We start from the raw sequence: 15,514 nt of genomic DNA, 5'->3' as shown, positions 1-15,514 counted from the left end.
CACCAGAATCGCTGGGGCTGCTTCGCAGCCCATCGCGACACAAGGCCGCTCCTACACTGACCGCGTAAAACGGCACCGAGATAGCGACAAGCCACATTCCGTGGGAGCTGGCGCCAGCCTGCGATAGGGCCAGAACAGGCTTGTAGAAAACTGAGGGCGGGACCGCCAGCAAGGGCCGCCAAGCGGCCCTTGCTGGGTCAATCTTCTGCCTGTTCCTCGCCACCCTGGCGGCTCATGCCGTACTTGCGCATCTTTTCCACCAGCGTGGTGCGGCGGATGCGCAGGCGTTCGGCAGCGCGGGCAACAATGCCGTTGGCATCATCCAGCGCCTGCTGGATCAGGCCCTGCTCAAGGCCACCGAGGTAATCCTTCAGGTCAAGACCTTCAGGCGGCAGCATGGCCTGGTTGGCGAAGTTCGGCGTGTGGCCGTTGATGGCAACGCGCTCTTCGAGGTCGCTGCGCAGGCTGTCGACCAACTGCTCGTCTTCATCATCGACATAGCGGAATTTCTTCGGCAGCTCTGATACGCCAATCACTCCATAGGGGTGCATGATCGCCATGCGCTCCACCAGGTTGGCCAATTCACGCACGTTACCCGGCCAGCCGTGGCGGCACAGCGACATGATCGAGGCTGAGTTGAAGCGGATCGAGCCACGCTTCTCATGCTCCATGCGCGAAATTAGCTCGTTCATCAGCAGCGGAATGTCCTCGACGCGCTCGCGCAGCGGGGCCATCTCGATGGGGAAGACGTTCAGGCGGTAGTAAAGGTCTTCGCGGAAAGTGCCGTCCTCGATCATGTTCTCGAGGTTCTTGTGGGTGGCCGCAATAATGCGTACATCGATGCTCTGGGTCTTGTTGCTACCCACGCGTTCGAATGTACGTTCCTGCAGCACACGCAGCAGCTTGACCTGCATCGGCAGCGGCATGTCACCGATTTCGTCGAGGAACAGCGTGCCGCCATTGGCCAGCTCGAAACGCCCGGCACGGCTGGTGATGGCGCCGGTGAAGGCGCCTTTCTCATGGCCGAACAGTTCGCTTTCGAGCAGCTCGGCAGGGATGGCCCCGCAGTTGACCGGCACGAACGGCGCTTCACGGCGCTTGGAGTGGTAGTGCAGGTTGCGCGCCACCACCTCCTTGCCGGTACCGGACTCACCCAGAATGAGCACGCTGGCGTCAGTGTCGGCCACCTGCTGCATCATCTGCCGCACATGCTGGATGGCACGGCTGGTGCCTACCAGGCTGCGGAACAGGTTGGGCTCGCGCTGGCGACCGCGCTCACGGGCCTGGTCGTACATCTCGCGATAGACCTGGGCACGGTGCAGCGAATCGAGCAACTGGCTGTAGCTCGGCGGCATCTCGAGGCTGGAAAGCACGCGACGGCGAAGGTCTTCGGGGAACTCGGCCGAAGAATTTTCACCCAAGAACAGCACAGGAAGGAACTCATCCCAGCCAGCCACTGTCTTAAGCAGCCCGAGCACACTGCCCGGAGCGTTGACGGCCCCGATGAGCACACACAGCACTTCACGACTCGAAGACAAAGATTCAACCGCTTGCTGCCAGTTATCACTGGAGCAGGGCAGGTTTTCTTCGCCAAGGAAATTCAGGACCACCGCCAGATCGCGGCGGCGGGGGCTGTCGTCATCGATCAGGAGAATCTTGGTTTCACGCCACATGCAATAGCAACTTCCCTAGTCATCTCGGCGCCCCTGGGGCGTGCTCGACATCATTCGACTGAATGGTCAGTGTTCGGACGTCTGAAATTCGGATACAGCCACTAGTTAAGTCAAAAAAGAGCGCGCAGTCAATTTAATGGCGCGCTTTTTCTAGTGTTATTCGTGGTCAGCTGAACAGATGGTATACCTTCGCCGCGCTTTTTGCCTGACGTATCTGCGTCATCTCGTCGACTATTGATTGACGCTCGCCGCTGGCAACCTCAATCAACTGCCGGTAAACCGCCAGTAATTCCTCAAGGCTTGCCCGTACCCCCGCCTCGTTGCTGCCGGCTTCGGCCAGCACATCGTCGACGCATATACGGCATTCCAGGTCGAGTTCGCCCACAGCATCCCAGTCGCGGTTGCTCAGCGCAGCCAGCAGGGCGTCACGGGTTTGCTCGATACGCTCGATCACCTCGCTCATGTCACCTCCCGGGTCACGGTACCTGCTGTGGGTCGGGGATCGCGTCCCAACCTTCCTTCACGGTAATCAGCAGGCGCGCCACTTCATCGATGATCTCGGGGTCGCCCTTGGCGTTGGCCTCGATCAGGCGCCGGCTCATGTAAGTGTAGAGGCTGTCCAGGTCTGCCAGGGAGTCGGCGTGGTTTTCCAGGTCCAGCCCTTCGCGCAGGCCGCCAATGATATCGATGGCCTTACCGAGCAGGACGCCCTTCTGAGCCACGTCCTTACGCGCGATTGCACCTTTGGCCTGGGCCAGACGATCCAGGCCGCCCTGCATGAGCATTTGCACCAGACGGTGCGGACTGGCCTCGGAAGTCTGCGCCGCGCCGTTGACTTTCTGGTATTGCCGAAGGGCCAACATCGGGTTCATGAATCTACCTCGTTGCAGCGAAAATGGTTGCTTACAGCCTTTGTATCGCCAACACGTCAAAAAACTTTAGAGAAAAACAAAAAAGCCCGGGATACCAAGAAGGCATCGCCGGGCTTTTGGCGCCTCAAAGCCTATCAGGATTTCTTGGCTTGGGCGTTAATTGCCTCGAAGATCGAAGTGATCTGATTGGCCTGGGCCTTCATCTTGCCCAGGTTGGCGTCGAGGGTCGCATATTGCTTGGTCAGTGCCGTGGTCAGCGACTCGATGCGACGATCGAGCGCGAGCTTCTGGTCCGCGAGGTTCTTGGCAATCTTGTCCAGGCCGGTTTTACGCGTAGCCAAGGTACCATCGGTAGCGTTATACGGCTCGATCACCTTGTTCATGCGCGCGATGATGCCGTTATCAGCAGTGAACAACTGCTGAATTTCACTACCCAGGTTCTTGTCGTTCATCGCCGCACCAAACTTGACGCTGTTGAACTCCAAGGTGCCGGTCTTGGTGGTGTTGATACCCAACTGGCTCAGGCTGGTCAGACGGTCACCGGCGCCGACTTCGGCCAACACCTTGCGCACATCATTGAGCAGCGAACGGGTGGTAGGGTCGTTGGTCAACGAGCCAAGCACCTTGTTGCCGTCTGCGTCTTCGGTAACAGCAGTCAGCGTACCGATGGCCTTCTGCAGCGTGTTGTAGGCATCAACGAAGCTTTGCACGGAGGTTTTCAGGCCATCGTTGTTAGCTGCAACCGTAACCTTGGTTGGCGTGAACGTGCCGCCACTGCCAGCGCTGGCACCGGTCAGGTCCAGAGTCAAGCCGCTGACCGCATCGGCGATCTTGTTGGTCGCACTGGTGACCACCAGACCATCGATGGTCAGCTTGGCATCCTTGGCCTGCCCCTCGACATAACCTGCACCATTAGCGTTTTCGCTCATGGATTTAGTGCCATCGATTTTCAGCGCGTCAATGTCACCAGTGACAGAAATATCGTTGCCTGCACCGGTCGTGCTCGAGTTCAACACCAGGCGCGCGCCATCTTTGCCGTTGATGATGTTGGCAGAGATACCGTTGGCACCTAGTTCTTTGTTGATCTGGTCGCGGACCGATTCCAGCGTGGCGCCGCTCCCAACCTTGACGGTGTAGCTTGTGCTACCGACACCGATGATCATGTCGCCAGTATCGATTGCGTCGGTGCTGCTGCCGAAGGTCTGACTGGCAACCTTGGAACTGGTGGCCAGGTTTTCGACAGCAATACTATAGGTACCGGCTACGGCCTTGTTGCTGGCAGTTACCTTGACCACACTTTCGTTGGCCGAGGTTGCCGCATAGGCATTGAACGATGGAGTGGTTTTGTCGTTGAGCTTGCCCATTGCAGTAGTGAACGCGGTGAGAGCACTGCGTAGCGCGCCGATACCCGAGATCATCGCAGAGTTGTTACTGGTCTGACGCGTGATCTGGGCATTTTTTGCCGACGTATCTGCGTTTACCAGCGTCTGGACGATCTTGCCGATCTCAAGGCCGGAGCCGAGACCTACGGACGAAGTAATACCTGCCATTGCTGTGTCCCTCTCAATTTACGCGCCACCCCCACTCCTGCGGGGCCGACATGACTCACTCACGGAATATTCGCCGCCGGTCAGACCTTGGCGTCGAACAGAATGCTGTTTACATCGCTGAGACTCCGAGCAATACGCAGCGCTTCTTCCGAAGGCAACTGGCGCACCAACTCACCGGTCTCGCTGGCAATGACCTTGACTACGATCTTGCCCGATTCCTCATCCGTTGAGAATTCCAGGTTTCGTCGAGACGAACTCAGGAACTGTTCGATATCCGAAACGGCGTTTTTCACCTTTTCGATATCGTTGCTGTCTTCGATAGCATTGACCGCCTTGGGTTCAAGGTTGTCGCTGCCACGGGTCGTATCTGCCGGTCGCGTTACCGGCTTGTCAACTACCGGCTCGGCGGAACGAGCGGCCGGGTAGGACAGGTTCAGCTTGACGCTCATGTCCATTTATACCACCTCGCAACGAAAAGGCGGGGAAGCGCCTCAATGTGCACTCCCCCGCCGGTTACCATCAGCGATTACTGAAGCAGCTTCAGTACAGCGGATGGCAGCTGGTTGGCCTGGGCCAGAACCGAAGTCGAAGCTTGCTGCAGGGTCTGCTGCTTGGTCAGCTGGGCAGTTTCAGCAGCGAAGTCGGTGTCCTGTACACGGCCACGCGCGGTTTCGGCGTTTTCGTTGATGTTTTGCAGGTTGTTGATGGTGCTGGTCAGACGGTTCTGCGAAGCACCCAGGTCAGCACGAGTGGTGTTGATGGTCTGCAGTGCTTTGTCGATGGCGTCCAGAGCCTTGTTCATGCTCGCTTCGGCAGTGACGCTGTCCGAACCGGTGATGGCGACGGCAGCCGAGTCAACGCTCAGGGTTGCAGCGTCGAAGCCGCTGTCCAGAGTGATGGAGATCTGGTTGTCTGCACCGGAGTTGGAACCAACCTGGAAGGTCATGGTGCCAGCGCTGCCGTCCAGCAGGTTCTTGCCGTTGAGCTGGGTCGACTTGGCGATACGGGTCAGCTCGTCGGACATTTGTGCGAACTCTTTGTTCAGAGCGTCACGGTCTTCGGTGCTGTTGGAGTCGTTTCGCGACTGGACTGCCAGTTCACGCATACGCTGCAGAATGTTGGTCTGCTCTTGCATCGCGCCTTCAGCGGTCTGGGCGATGGAGATACCGTCGTTGGCGTTTTTGATAGCCATGGTCTGACCGCGGATCTGCGAGGTCATACGGGTAGCGATCTGCAGGCCGGCAGCGTCGTCTTTAGCGCTGTTGATTTTCAGGCCGGAGGACAGACGAGCCATCGAGGTGCTGAGTGCATCGGAAGCACGGTTCAGGTTCTTCTGAACGCCCAGGGAGGTGGTGTTGGTGTTTACAGTCAAAGCCATGACGAATTCCTCGTTGGATTGGGTACTACGGCTTCCGGCCTTGGCAATTCGCCGGGTGTGGCACAGAGAACCTTCGTAATAGTTATCGTCGTCAGGGCGGGTTGCTTTAGCTGATTTTCGAAAAAAATTACTGGCACCATGCCAGCCCAATGAAATCAGGTACTTGACGCCAGATTAAAGGCGCGACCCTAGAGGCAGAGTTGTGCAGAAATAGGACGCTTTGCAGCCCTGCATACCGAAGGTGCGCGTGTAATAGTAGGCGAAGTGGCTTGTACAGCATCCCAGGCAAGGTGGCCGCGTTGCACGGCGATCTGGGTTCGAGCGGGTGTAGTTGAAACATGCGCCGTTCGATTCGGCGGCTGACGCCCGAGGCCGGAAGCGGCATCGGGCGCACTGTATTACATGCTTACTCGGGCGACTTTTCGAGAATCGCCGAGCCCCACGACAGCCCTACGCCAAAACCGCTGAGCGCAACGCGCTGGTGTTTCGAACCGAGCACATGTTTTTCGAGCAGCAACGGGATGCTCGACGAGACGGTATTGCCGGTCTCGACCATGTCCTTGACGAACTTGGGCTTCTGCTCACCCTCTTTGAAGCGCGAGGAGACCGCGTCGACAATGGCCGCGCTGCCCTGGTGCAGGCAGTACAGGTCGATATCGTCAGCGCTGAGGTTGCTGGCCTCAAGCAACTGCTGCAGGTGCGCAGGCACTTTGACCAGGGCGAAGTTGTACACCTGGCGGCCATTCATGAAGAACTTGCCATCGGTGGTACGCAGGTGCTCGGCACCGCCACCATCGCTGCCGAACAACGACTTGCCCAACTGCCAGGCAGCGCCATCGGCCATCCAGCTGGCAGTGGCGGCATCACCAAACAGCATGGTGGTGTTGCGGTCTTCAGGGTCGACGATCTTCGAGTACGGGTCAGCGGTCAGCAGCAGGCCGTTCTTCAGGCCCGCAGCCTCCATGAAACCTTTCATCGCATACAGGCCATACACATAGCCTGAGCAACCCAGCGAGATATCGAACGCGGCAACGGCGGTGTTCAGGCCCAGCTTGTGCTGAACGATGGCTGCGGTGTGCGGCAGGCCTTCGGCGTCGCCGTTCTGGGTAACGACAATGACGACATCGATAGTTGCAGGATCCAGCGCAGGGTTGGCAGCGAACAGGTTTTTCGCAGCCTCCACGCAAAGATCGGAAGTTTCCTGAGTCGCTTGCTTACGCGGCAAAAAGGTCGAACCGATTTTGCCAAAGATAAAATCCTGGTCTTTGCCGAATTTCGCGCCTTGTGCGTAGTTGTCCACGCCTTCAGTCGGCACGTAGCTGGCGATGCTTTTCAGGCCAATCATGTGGCTTCCCAATTCAGTAACAGCGAAATACCCACCGCGCCCTCAACAGCAAAACGCCAGGCGATACGGTGAGGACCGATCCCTGACGACTTGCCCGGGTACGACGCGGCGGTTCCCGGTTTCGACAATATACAGTGAAGATGCCCGCTGTGACTCTCAGGTCACGCTCTTTTTGTCGAATCGACAACCGGGCGCCAGTGCCCCAGGCGCAAAAAGCCCCGGCCACCAGAAGACGGCCAGGGCTCTTTATATACAGCGCGGCGATGTCAGCCGATCAGCGCCTGCCACTCCACCCGCCCTGCCGGGTCCAGGCTGAACAACTGCCCGTCACGGCTGTGGCTGGCGTTGTAGCACGGGTCCTGCAGCAGCGTCTGCGCCCAGTGCTCGCTGAGCACGCTGCAAGCCAGGGCGTTTTCGCCTACCGGTGCATGGCGCACCGCCTGGGCTTGCGGTGTCCATACCACCATCAAGCCGGCGGCGCCCGCTTGCAGGCACAGATCGACCTGGGCTGCGCGGATATCACCGGCCTGCTCATGCAGGCCGCCAAGCGCCTGTAGCAGTTCGTTGCGCACCATCACGCAGCCTGAGACTGCTGCGACGTTATGCTCGGCATGCAAACGCTGCATGTAGCCCGAAGCATCCTTGCCTTCGCCACCCAGCGCACTGCGCACACCCGCAGGCCCCGCCAGCACCAGCCCGGCTTCGGCGATCTTGCCGTCGGCACTGAGCAGCTTGCCGCCGACCACCCCGACTTCAGGGCGTCGGGCCTGGTTGAGCAAGCCTTCGAGCCAGTTGGCATTGAGCACCTCGCAGGTGCTGTCGAGCAGCACCAGATACTCGCCCTGGGCCTGGGCGATGGCCAGGTTGAGCATGGCCGCCGGCGCCAGCGGCTGCTCGCTGCGCACCACGCGCACACGCTTGCCAGCCGCCGCCAAGGTGCCCAGCCACTCGCGCAACGCGTCGCTGTGGCTGGCGTTGTCGGCGATGAGGATTTCGTGATGCTGGTAGCGGGTGCGTTGCAGCACGCTGACCAGGGTCACCTGCAGTGCCTCGACGTCGTCTTGGCAGTGCAGGATGATCGACACCTGCGGGTAGCCTTCGTGACGATAGTCGATTTGCAGCACGCCAGGGCGGGCAGAGCCGACGGCCGGGGTGTAACCGCGCTGGGCAATATGCCTAGCCAGCACGGCGCGTTCCTGGTCGTGGCTTTCGCTGCCGACTGCGGTGCAGATCAGCAATGGCTCGGCCAGGTGCGCAAGCCCGGCCATGCCGCCCTCGCCGATCAGGCGCAGCAGCAGGTCGAATTCCAGCGCCAATGGGTGGCGTGCATCGAACCCACCGCTGGCCAGCCACAGGTCGCGGCGCACCAGCCAGTGCCGCGCCATCAGGCCTGGCACGCTCTGCAGCAAGTCCAGGTTGACACCAGGGCGCAGCACTTCGCGCAGCGAGCCATCGGGCTGGGTTTGCAGTTCATCCATGGCCACCGCGCGCACGCCTTCGACGCCTTGCAGCTCCAGGCCCGCGCGCAACAAGCCGGCGACGGTGAAGCGGTCGCCACTTTCGGCGCGCATGATCCAGTCGGTGCCCAACTGCCGCGCCGCCTCGTTCATGCGCTGCACGTAGTCCTGCTCGGTCACTTTGACAAAATGCACGGTCTGCTGCGGGCCAGTCACCGCCGGTAACTCGCCGGTGGTCAGTACCACCACTTTGAAGGCCCGGGCATGGCCATTCATCAAGCTGTCGAAGGTCGCCTGCAGCTTGGCCATGTCGGCCGCAAGATCAAGCAGCAGGATGCCAAAGCTCGGCCCGCCGCCATGCTGTGCCAGGCGCTCAGCCGCGCCGCGCGCCTGTTCGGCGCTAGGAGCACGGCTGTTCAGCCACTTCAACAGACGGCCCGACGGCAAGCTGTCGAGCAGGGCCTGACTGTCATAGCACGGCACAGTACCCAGGCGCTGCAACCACTCGCGCAGCGGGGCAGCTTCGCCCTCCTCGCCCGCTTCCTGGAGCGACGCCAGCAGGCGCTCGACCACGGCGCGGTTGAACGGGCTCAGCGTCAGCGCCTCCCATAAACGGCTGCGGCGGGTGCGCGCATCATCGTTGGCATTGACCTGCATGAGCTGCCACTGGCGCAGCAGGATCGGCTCAAGCTCGATCAACTGCTGGCGCCCAGCCGGCATGGTGTGGATCAGAAACTCGCATTCAGCCAACAGGTCGAACATCGGCTTGTTGTAGAACGGCAACTCCACAAACTGGCGCTCGCCGAATACCCGCACCGGCTCAGCCTGCGGCTGCGCCCAGTGCGAGCTCACGATCATGCACCCGCTCAGCGCCCGCCCGGACAGCAGGCCCTCGGCCATAGCCTTGAAGCTCTCCAGGGCGATGCGTTTGACCTCATCGGCACCCAAGCTGCTCAGCGCAGTAGGCACACTTGCCAAAAACGCGGCAAACGTCTCGCGACCCTTCTGGGACTTTTCATCCTGCGGCACGAGCACGTTCAACACGTTGCTGTTGTGCTCGGAGCCGTCGTAATTGACTTCGCGCACCGCATAAGGGATCGGCAGGATACGCGCCTTGGCGTTAGCCAGCAGGTAGAAGGTGTGGCCGATTTCCTGCCATTCGAAGCTGGTGCCCGGGGGCAGCTGCGCATACCACTGCTGCAACAGGTCGGTGCGGGTCACGGCGTAGAACGGCGGCAGGAACTGCCCCATGAACTCGATCAGACGCTGCTCTGGGTTTTCCGAGCAATAGTCTTCCTGCACCCGGTTGTCGCGCTTGAGGAAGTCGACCTGGGTGCCACGCGCCAAATACATCATGCCGTAGCCGTGACAGACGCCGTAGTCGGGGTGTTGTTCGAGGAACTCAACCGAACGGCTCATGGCATCGCACAGCAAGAAGTCGTCGACCGCCAGGAACGTCATATACGGCGTTTTGACCTGGGTGACGCCGTAGGCAAGCTTGTCCTGCAGCCCGCTGAAGGAGTACTGCGGCAGGTGGCGATAATCCACGCCCGGGTAATCACCGGCGATGTCACTTGCGCTTTCTGACGACGAATCGAGTACCAGGATGGTGGCTGGATAGTTGCGGTAGTACTGCAAGGTGCGGCGCAGGAACGCCGGACGATTGTGCGTTATCACCACCAGAGTGAGGCGGTCCTTGAGCGATGCATCGATGCTGTGCTGTGCTTGAGCCTGCATGAAGTTGTCTGCCTGTCTGGTTCAGCGCACGCGGCGCAGGTAGCCATCACGGGCCACGGTGATCAACAGCTTGTCGTGCACGGCGGCATCGATGACAAAATCTTCGGTTTCTTTCAGGTAGGCCCAAACCGCAGTGCGCGGGTTGTTGCCTACGCCCCATGGGCGGTCCGGGAAGGCGTCTTCAGGCATATCCTCGACCACCGTGTCCATTACCACGCAGTAGCTGTCCAGCGAGGTCAAAGGCGCATAGGCGCGCAACTCGGCCAGAACATGTTCGTGGGTGTGATTGGAGTCGAGCACGACGATGACTTTCTTGCCCTCGGCAAGCTTGCTCACCTTGGCAACCATCTCCGGCGAAATGCTCGAGCCTTCGAGCATGGTGACGCGGTGGGCCATTGGATGCTCTTCGATGGCCTGGCGGTTGTGCGGGCGAATATCAACGTCGATTCCCAGAACCTCACCATGGCCGAGCAGTTGCAGCAGGGAGGCGTAGTAGAGGATCGAGCCACCATGGGCGATCCCGCACTCGATGATCAGGTCTGGCTTGATGCGCCACACCAGCTCCTGCATGGCAATCATATCCTGAGGCAGCTGGATGATCGGGCGCCCCATCCACGAGAAGTGGTAGCTGTATTTGTGCTTGGCCGACTCGTTGAAAAATTCGCGGGCTAGGTGCTGGACCTTCTGGTCCGAGGCCTGGGCGCTGATTTCAGCATCGCACTCACTGGCAAAGACGGTGTTTGGATGGTTGTCTTGCATTTTGAAAGTCCTTAAAGGTCAGGAGGCCGCGACGGCATCGACAGCGAGATAGGTGTAGTGGCCACCGGTCATATGACGAATCTCGTCCAGATAGTTGGAGTTCATCACCAGTATCAGCGACCCTTTGGGCAGCACGTCGAGCAACTGCGCGGGAGAGAACACCTGCTGCCCACTGAGCGGCAGAAAACGCCCTTGCTTGTCCGGGTTGATATCGACAACACAGTCGACCGGCACCCCGGCACGCTGCAGGAACAGCGAATAAATGACGCCTTTGGAGGATGCACCCCAGATCGCAACGCGCTGCCCGTGCCGGTGCTGCAACGCGCGTACGGCGATGTCGGCACCCGATGTGAATGCAGATGGCAGCTCCAGCGCCGTGAATGCCTGTACCGGCGCGCGCAAGCTTGCCAGGTCGGCTACCACGTACAGGTATTGCCCGCCAAACAGACGCCCACTCTCGACGATGCGACCGAACATGCGGGCAAAGTCGTCCATACGGAAATAGTTGACGTGTTCATAGAACACGTCGAACCAGGCGCAGTGCTCGATGATCCAGTCGAAACAGGGCACCTCTATGTAGATGAGCCCGCCATCGTTGGCCTGCGCAATCTCACCAAGAAACGCACAAGGGTCCTGAATATGCTCAAGCACATGGCGCAGGATCACGCCATCGGCCTGGATTCCCAACTCGCGGGTGAAAGGCGCGCAGATGACGTCGTCATCCTGCCCTTCATAGGAAGGGTCTACACCTTTCACGGCGTATCCACGCTCGCGCAGCATCTGCAGGAAATAGCCCTTGCCGCAGCCGACCTCCACCAGGCTGGCGTCTCTGAAGTGCTGCGCCAGAATGCCTTCGACCGCCTCAAGGTGGCGCTGAAAGTGCGGTGAATGAGCCTGTTCGTTCTGGTAGTCGGCGTCGTATACCAGCTTGCTGGGGTCGAACGCCAGGTTGTGTACCAGACCACTGATTTGATCCTGGACCAGCACCACATCCGCACTACCGCAGTCGCGGGCTTGCTCGGCACTGGCGAAGGTGCGGTTCTGCAACACAGGAAGCCCTTGGGCTCGGTACAGTTCACGCGCCATGCCGCTCTCCAGTCAGTTGTTGCAAGCGCTCAGGGTTGCCCCAGAACGCCATGGGCTCATGGGCCGAGTAAGGGTAATGCCCCAGTTGCAGGGTCAGTTTGCTGCTTCGCCTGGCAAGATGCCTCTCGACCAACGCCCGGACGGAAACAGGCTCACCGCTGCAGCAATTGACCAAGCCGGAAAACTCGCGCTGGGCCAGAATGGCACGCAAGTGGCTGGCCACCTGCTCGACAGGCAGGTAGTCACGCAGTTGCTCCCCTGCCGACATGGCAAAGTGCGTATGACCTTCGTCGATTGCCCGGTCCAGACTTGCCAGCAAGCTGTTGGCCGCCTGGCCAGGCCCGTAAAGGTAGAACAGTCGCACCCACTGCAAGGTGAACGGAGTTTCTTGGCGAAGATGCTCAAGAAACAGGCGCAGGGTATTTTTTGCCAGCCCATACGCAGTACCCGGCTGTGCCGGGTCGGTTTCGCTCTGCGGGCCATTGCGAAGGCCATATTCGAAACAGGTTCCGGTGACCATCACCTGCACCACGCCGGCCGCAACCACACGTTTAATGAACTGCAGGTCCGCCGGCAGGTTGACCTCGTAATGAAAGGCCTGCTGATAGTTCGGCAGCCCCGACCACGCCAGATGGACAAGCGCATCGACGCCCTCGGTCAACGCCTGGACGTCTAAACCCTCGCCGTGGATATCCGCCGCCACGAACTCCACTTGGTCGAACCAAGGCAGTGTGCGAGCTCGCGCGAGCGAACGCGCAACCGCACGCACCTGAACCCCCTCTGCCAGCAGGGCCGCCACCAAATGCTGGCCGACAAAGCCCGTCGCACCGGTTACCAGAACTTTGCCTGGCAAACCCATCACAGTTGCACCCCTGCGAAATCTGCATCTATGGCAGGGTGAGCCGCATCCTTGGCAGAGAGGTTGGTAACCGGCAATGGCCAGGCGATCGCCAGCGCGGCGTCCATTGCCCCAAGCCCTGCCTCGTATGCGGGGCTGTAATCGGCATCCGAGCAGTACAGAATTTCTGCCTCGTCGCTTAACACCTGAAACCCGTGGGCGAACCCTGCCGGGATCAAGAAGCTGCGGCCGTCACCGGCTACCAGCTCCTCTGCATGCCATTGCAGGAAGGTCGCCGAGCCAGGGCGCAGGTCCACTGCTACATCCCAGACTGCGCCGGCGACGCAGGTGATGAGCTTGCTTTCTGCATGCGGCGCGTACTGGAAATGCAGGCCACGCACACTGCCTTTACCCAACGTGTGCGAGTGGTTGATCTGGCGAATGTCGAAGCGTTTGCCCTGCACCTGCAACCGCGACTGACAGAACAGCCGTGCGAAGCGGCCACGGTGATCGGTAAATACCTTCTGGTGAATCAGGCACAAGCCCTCGATAGGTAGCGCGTGCACGTCAAAATCATTCATGTCGATTACCTGCGAAAAACGGCAACGGTTCAAGGCTCAAGCGCAGTGCTGCTCCAAGCCCAGCGGCAGCGGTCACATCGACTCCTGGTAGAGGCTCAACTGGTTCAGGGTGGCGGCGCGCATGTCCAGGCCTTTGGCCCAGGCCAGGTGCCAGGCCAGGGTCTGCTCCAGGCACTCCTGCAACGACCAGCGCGGGCGCCAGTGCAGCAGTTCGCGGGCACGCGAGCTGTCCAGGCGCAGCAGGCCGGCCTCATGCATGTCGCTTTTCTCGATGACCATGCCCGGCGCCTGCGGCCACTGTGCCGCCAACAGCGCAACCACATCACCGACGCTGCACATGTCGTCATCGCCCGGGCCGAAGTTCCAGGCGCCGGCATAGCGCTGGCCGTGTTCGTACAGCGAAGCGGCCAGTTGCAGGTAGCCGGCCAGCGGCTCCAGCGCATGCTGCCACGGGCGCACGGCCTGGGGCATGCGCAGGGTCACCTGTTCGCCGGCGCTCCAAGCCTTGAGCACATCGGGGATCAACCGCTCGGGCGAAAAATCACCGCCGCCCAACACGTTGCCGGCCCGCGCTGTGGCAAGGCTCAAGCCGTGCTCTGCGTGGCGTGCCGAGGGGAAGAACGAGGCCGCATAGGACTGCGCAAGGATCTCGCAACAGGCCTTGCTGCTGCTGTACGGGTCATGCCCGCCCAGTGCTTCGTTTTCGCGGTACGGCCACGGCCATTCCTGGTTGGCGTAGACCTTGTCGGTGGTCACCACCACGCACGCGCGCACGCCGCCGATCTGGCGGATGGCTTCGAGCAGGTTCAAGGTGCCCATGACGTTGGTCGAATAGGTGCCCAACGGGTCGCGGTAGCCTTCACGCACCAGCGGTTGCGCCGCCAGGTGCAGGACGATCTCAGGCTCGACTTCGGCGATCAGTTCAAGCAGCACACCCAGGTCACGCACATCGCCACGGCGGTCATCGATGCCCTCGCCGGCACGCACCAGCTCGAACAGGCTCGGTTCGGTCGAAGGGTCGAGGGCAAAGCCTGTGACCTGTGCGCCAAGGCTTTGCAGCCACAGCACCAGCCAGCTGCCTTTGAAACCGGTATGGCCGGTAACCAGTACGCGCTTGCCCGCCCAGAAGGCCGGGGTCAGTCCCACTGCTTCCATGGCGCCTCCCCGCTGCTCCACAGGTGCTCAAGGTGGTTCTTGTCGCGCAGGGTATCCATGGGGTGCCAGAAGCCGTCGTGCTCGAATGACATCAACTGCCCCTGCTCGGCCAGCGCCCCAAGCGGTTCGGCCTCCCAAGGCGTGGCGTCATCTGCAATGTAGGACAGCACCTGGGGCGACAGCACGAAGAAGCCACCGTTGATCCAACCGCCATCACCACGGGGTTTTTCGCTGAAGCCCAGCACCTGGTCGCCATCGCGCTGCAACGCGCCATAACGTCCTGGAGGCTGCACGGCAGTCACTGTGGCCAGCCTGCCGTGCGCCTGGTGAAACTTCACCAGTGCAGCGATATTCAGGTCCGAAACGCCATCGCCGTAGGTGAAGCAGAACGCCTCTTCGCCTTCGAGGTAGCGCGCCACGCGGCGCAGGCGGCCGCCGGTCATGGTTTCTTCACCGGTGTCGACCAGCGTTACGCGCCAAGGCTCGCTGTAGTTCTGGTGCACATCCATGCGGTTGTTGGACATGTCGAAGGTGACATCGGAGGTATGCAGGAAGTAGTTGGCGAAGAAATCCTTGATCGCGTAGCCCTTGTAGCCAAGGCAGATCACGAAGTCATGGATTCCATGGGCGGAGTACTGCTTCATGATGTGCCAAAGAATTGGCTTGCCGCCGATTTCGATCATCGGTTTGGGCTTGAGGTGCGACTCTTCGCTGATCCGCGTACCGAGCCCACCCGCCAGAATGACTGCCTTCATCGTTTTCCTCGTGTACTTCGCGCGCCCTGAACGGCCAGGGTGAAGGATTTATGGCGATATTCACGGGTATTGCAGGAAGTGAGCCAAGATCGGAGGGAGTACTGAAGAAGGTGGCCGCCAGCCGGCTGTCGGCCCTGCAGACGCTCGGCGCGCGCCTGTCCCGGCCTCATCGCAGGCTGGCGCCAGCTCCCACGCAGGCCGTGCTCAACCGCAACAGTGCTGGTTGGCCCCAATCCTGTGGGAAATGATAAAGAGTCGTGGCGAGCGGGCTTGTCCCGCGTTGGGCTGCGCAGCAGCCCTGAAAACCCCAGGGGCTGCTGCGCAGCCC

14 protein-coding genes are annotated in these 15,514 nt (G+C 60.6%); all 14 read right to left on the bottom strand.

Features of this window, described 5'->3' with window-relative positions; genetic code table 11:
• Positions 1-197: 197 nt before the first annotated feature.
• Positions 198-1,673: a transcriptional regulator FleQ gene (fleQ, locus tag HU720_RS21730; protein WP_186522744.1), complete on the bottom strand. Its 1,476-nt coding sequence runs from the start codon at positions 1,671-1,673 to the stop codon at positions 198-200.
• 166 nt (positions 1,674-1,839) lie between these two features.
• Positions 1,840-2,136 (bottom strand): flagellar protein FliT, encoded by a 297-nt coding sequence (locus tag HU720_RS21725; RefSeq protein WP_186522742.1) that lies wholly within the window; start codon positions 2,134-2,136, stop codon positions 1,840-1,842.
• A gap of 13 nt (positions 2,137-2,149) precedes the next feature.
• Complete coding sequence (gene fliS / locus HU720_RS21720) at positions 2,150-2,545, bottom strand: flagellar export chaperone FliS (protein WP_186522740.1); 396 nt, start codon at positions 2,543-2,545, stop codon at positions 2,150-2,152.
• 134 nt (positions 2,546-2,679) lie between these two features.
• On the bottom strand, positions 2,680-4,095 hold the full coding sequence (fliD, locus tag HU720_RS21715) for a flagellar filament capping protein FliD (protein ID WP_186522738.1): 1,416 nt from the start codon (positions 4,093-4,095) through the stop codon (positions 2,680-2,682).
• An 80-nt stretch (positions 4,096-4,175) separates the two neighbouring features.
• On the bottom strand, positions 4,176-4,550 hold the full coding sequence (locus HU720_RS21710) for a flagellar protein FlaG (protein ID WP_186522728.1): 375 nt from the start codon (positions 4,548-4,550) through the stop codon (positions 4,176-4,178).
• A 71-nt stretch (positions 4,551-4,621) separates the two neighbouring features.
• A complete protein-coding gene (locus tag HU720_RS21705) occupies positions 4,622-5,473 on the bottom strand; it encodes a flagellin domain-containing protein (protein WP_186522726.1) in 852 nt (283 codons plus the stop codon).
• 406 nt (positions 5,474-5,879) lie between these two features.
• Positions 5,880-6,818: a ketoacyl-ACP synthase III gene (locus HU720_RS21700; protein WP_186522724.1), complete on the bottom strand. Its 939-nt coding sequence runs from the start codon at positions 6,816-6,818 to the stop codon at positions 5,880-5,882.
• 266 nt (positions 6,819-7,084) lie between these two features.
• A complete protein-coding gene (locus HU720_RS21695; RefSeq protein WP_186522722.1) occupies positions 7,085-10,012 on the bottom strand; it encodes a TIGR00180 family glycosyltransferase in 2,928 nt (975 codons plus the stop codon).
• Between the two features lie 21 nt (positions 10,013-10,033).
• On the bottom strand, positions 10,034-10,771 hold the full coding sequence (locus tag HU720_RS21690; protein ID WP_186522720.1) for a cephalosporin hydroxylase family protein: 738 nt from the start codon (positions 10,769-10,771) through the stop codon (positions 10,034-10,036).
• An 18-nt stretch (positions 10,772-10,789) separates the two neighbouring features.
• Positions 10,790-11,857 carry a class I SAM-dependent methyltransferase gene (locus tag HU720_RS21685; RefSeq protein WP_186522718.1) on the bottom strand — a complete coding sequence of 356 codons (1,068 nt, stop codon included), beginning with the start codon at positions 11,855-11,857 and terminating at the stop codon, positions 10,790-10,792.
• Positions 11,847-12,716: an NAD(P)-dependent oxidoreductase gene (locus HU720_RS21680; RefSeq protein WP_186522716.1), complete on the bottom strand. Its 870-nt coding sequence runs from the start codon at positions 12,714-12,716 to the stop codon at positions 11,847-11,849. The genes HU720_RS21685 and HU720_RS21680 overlap by 11 nt, the downstream gene beginning before the upstream one ends.
• Positions 12,716-13,276: a dTDP-4-dehydrorhamnose 3,5-epimerase gene (gene rfbC, locus HU720_RS21675; RefSeq protein ID WP_186522714.1), complete on the bottom strand. Its 561-nt coding sequence runs from the start codon at positions 13,274-13,276 to the stop codon at positions 12,716-12,718. Before rfbC ends, HU720_RS21680 begins: the two co-directional genes overlap by 1 nt.
• Positions 13,277-13,348: 72 nt before the next feature.
• Entirely contained in the window at positions 13,349-14,431 is a 1,083-nt protein-coding gene (gene rfbG, locus HU720_RS21670; RefSeq protein ID WP_186522712.1) for a CDP-glucose 4,6-dehydratase, read from the bottom strand.
• On the bottom strand, positions 14,413-15,186 hold the full coding sequence (gene rfbF / locus HU720_RS21665) for a glucose-1-phosphate cytidylyltransferase (RefSeq protein WP_186522696.1): 774 nt from the start codon (positions 15,184-15,186) through the stop codon (positions 14,413-14,415). The genes rfbG and rfbF overlap by 19 nt, the downstream gene beginning before the upstream one ends.
• Positions 15,187-15,514 lie beyond the last annotated feature (328 nt).

Origin of the sequence: Pseudomonas sp. SWRI51 (assembly GCF_014268825.1) — a bacterium.
Lineage (GTDB): Bacteria > Pseudomonadota > Gammaproteobacteria > Pseudomonadales > Pseudomonadaceae > Aquipseudomonas > Aquipseudomonas farsensis.
This window is presented reverse-complemented; position numbering and strand designations above follow the sequence as displayed.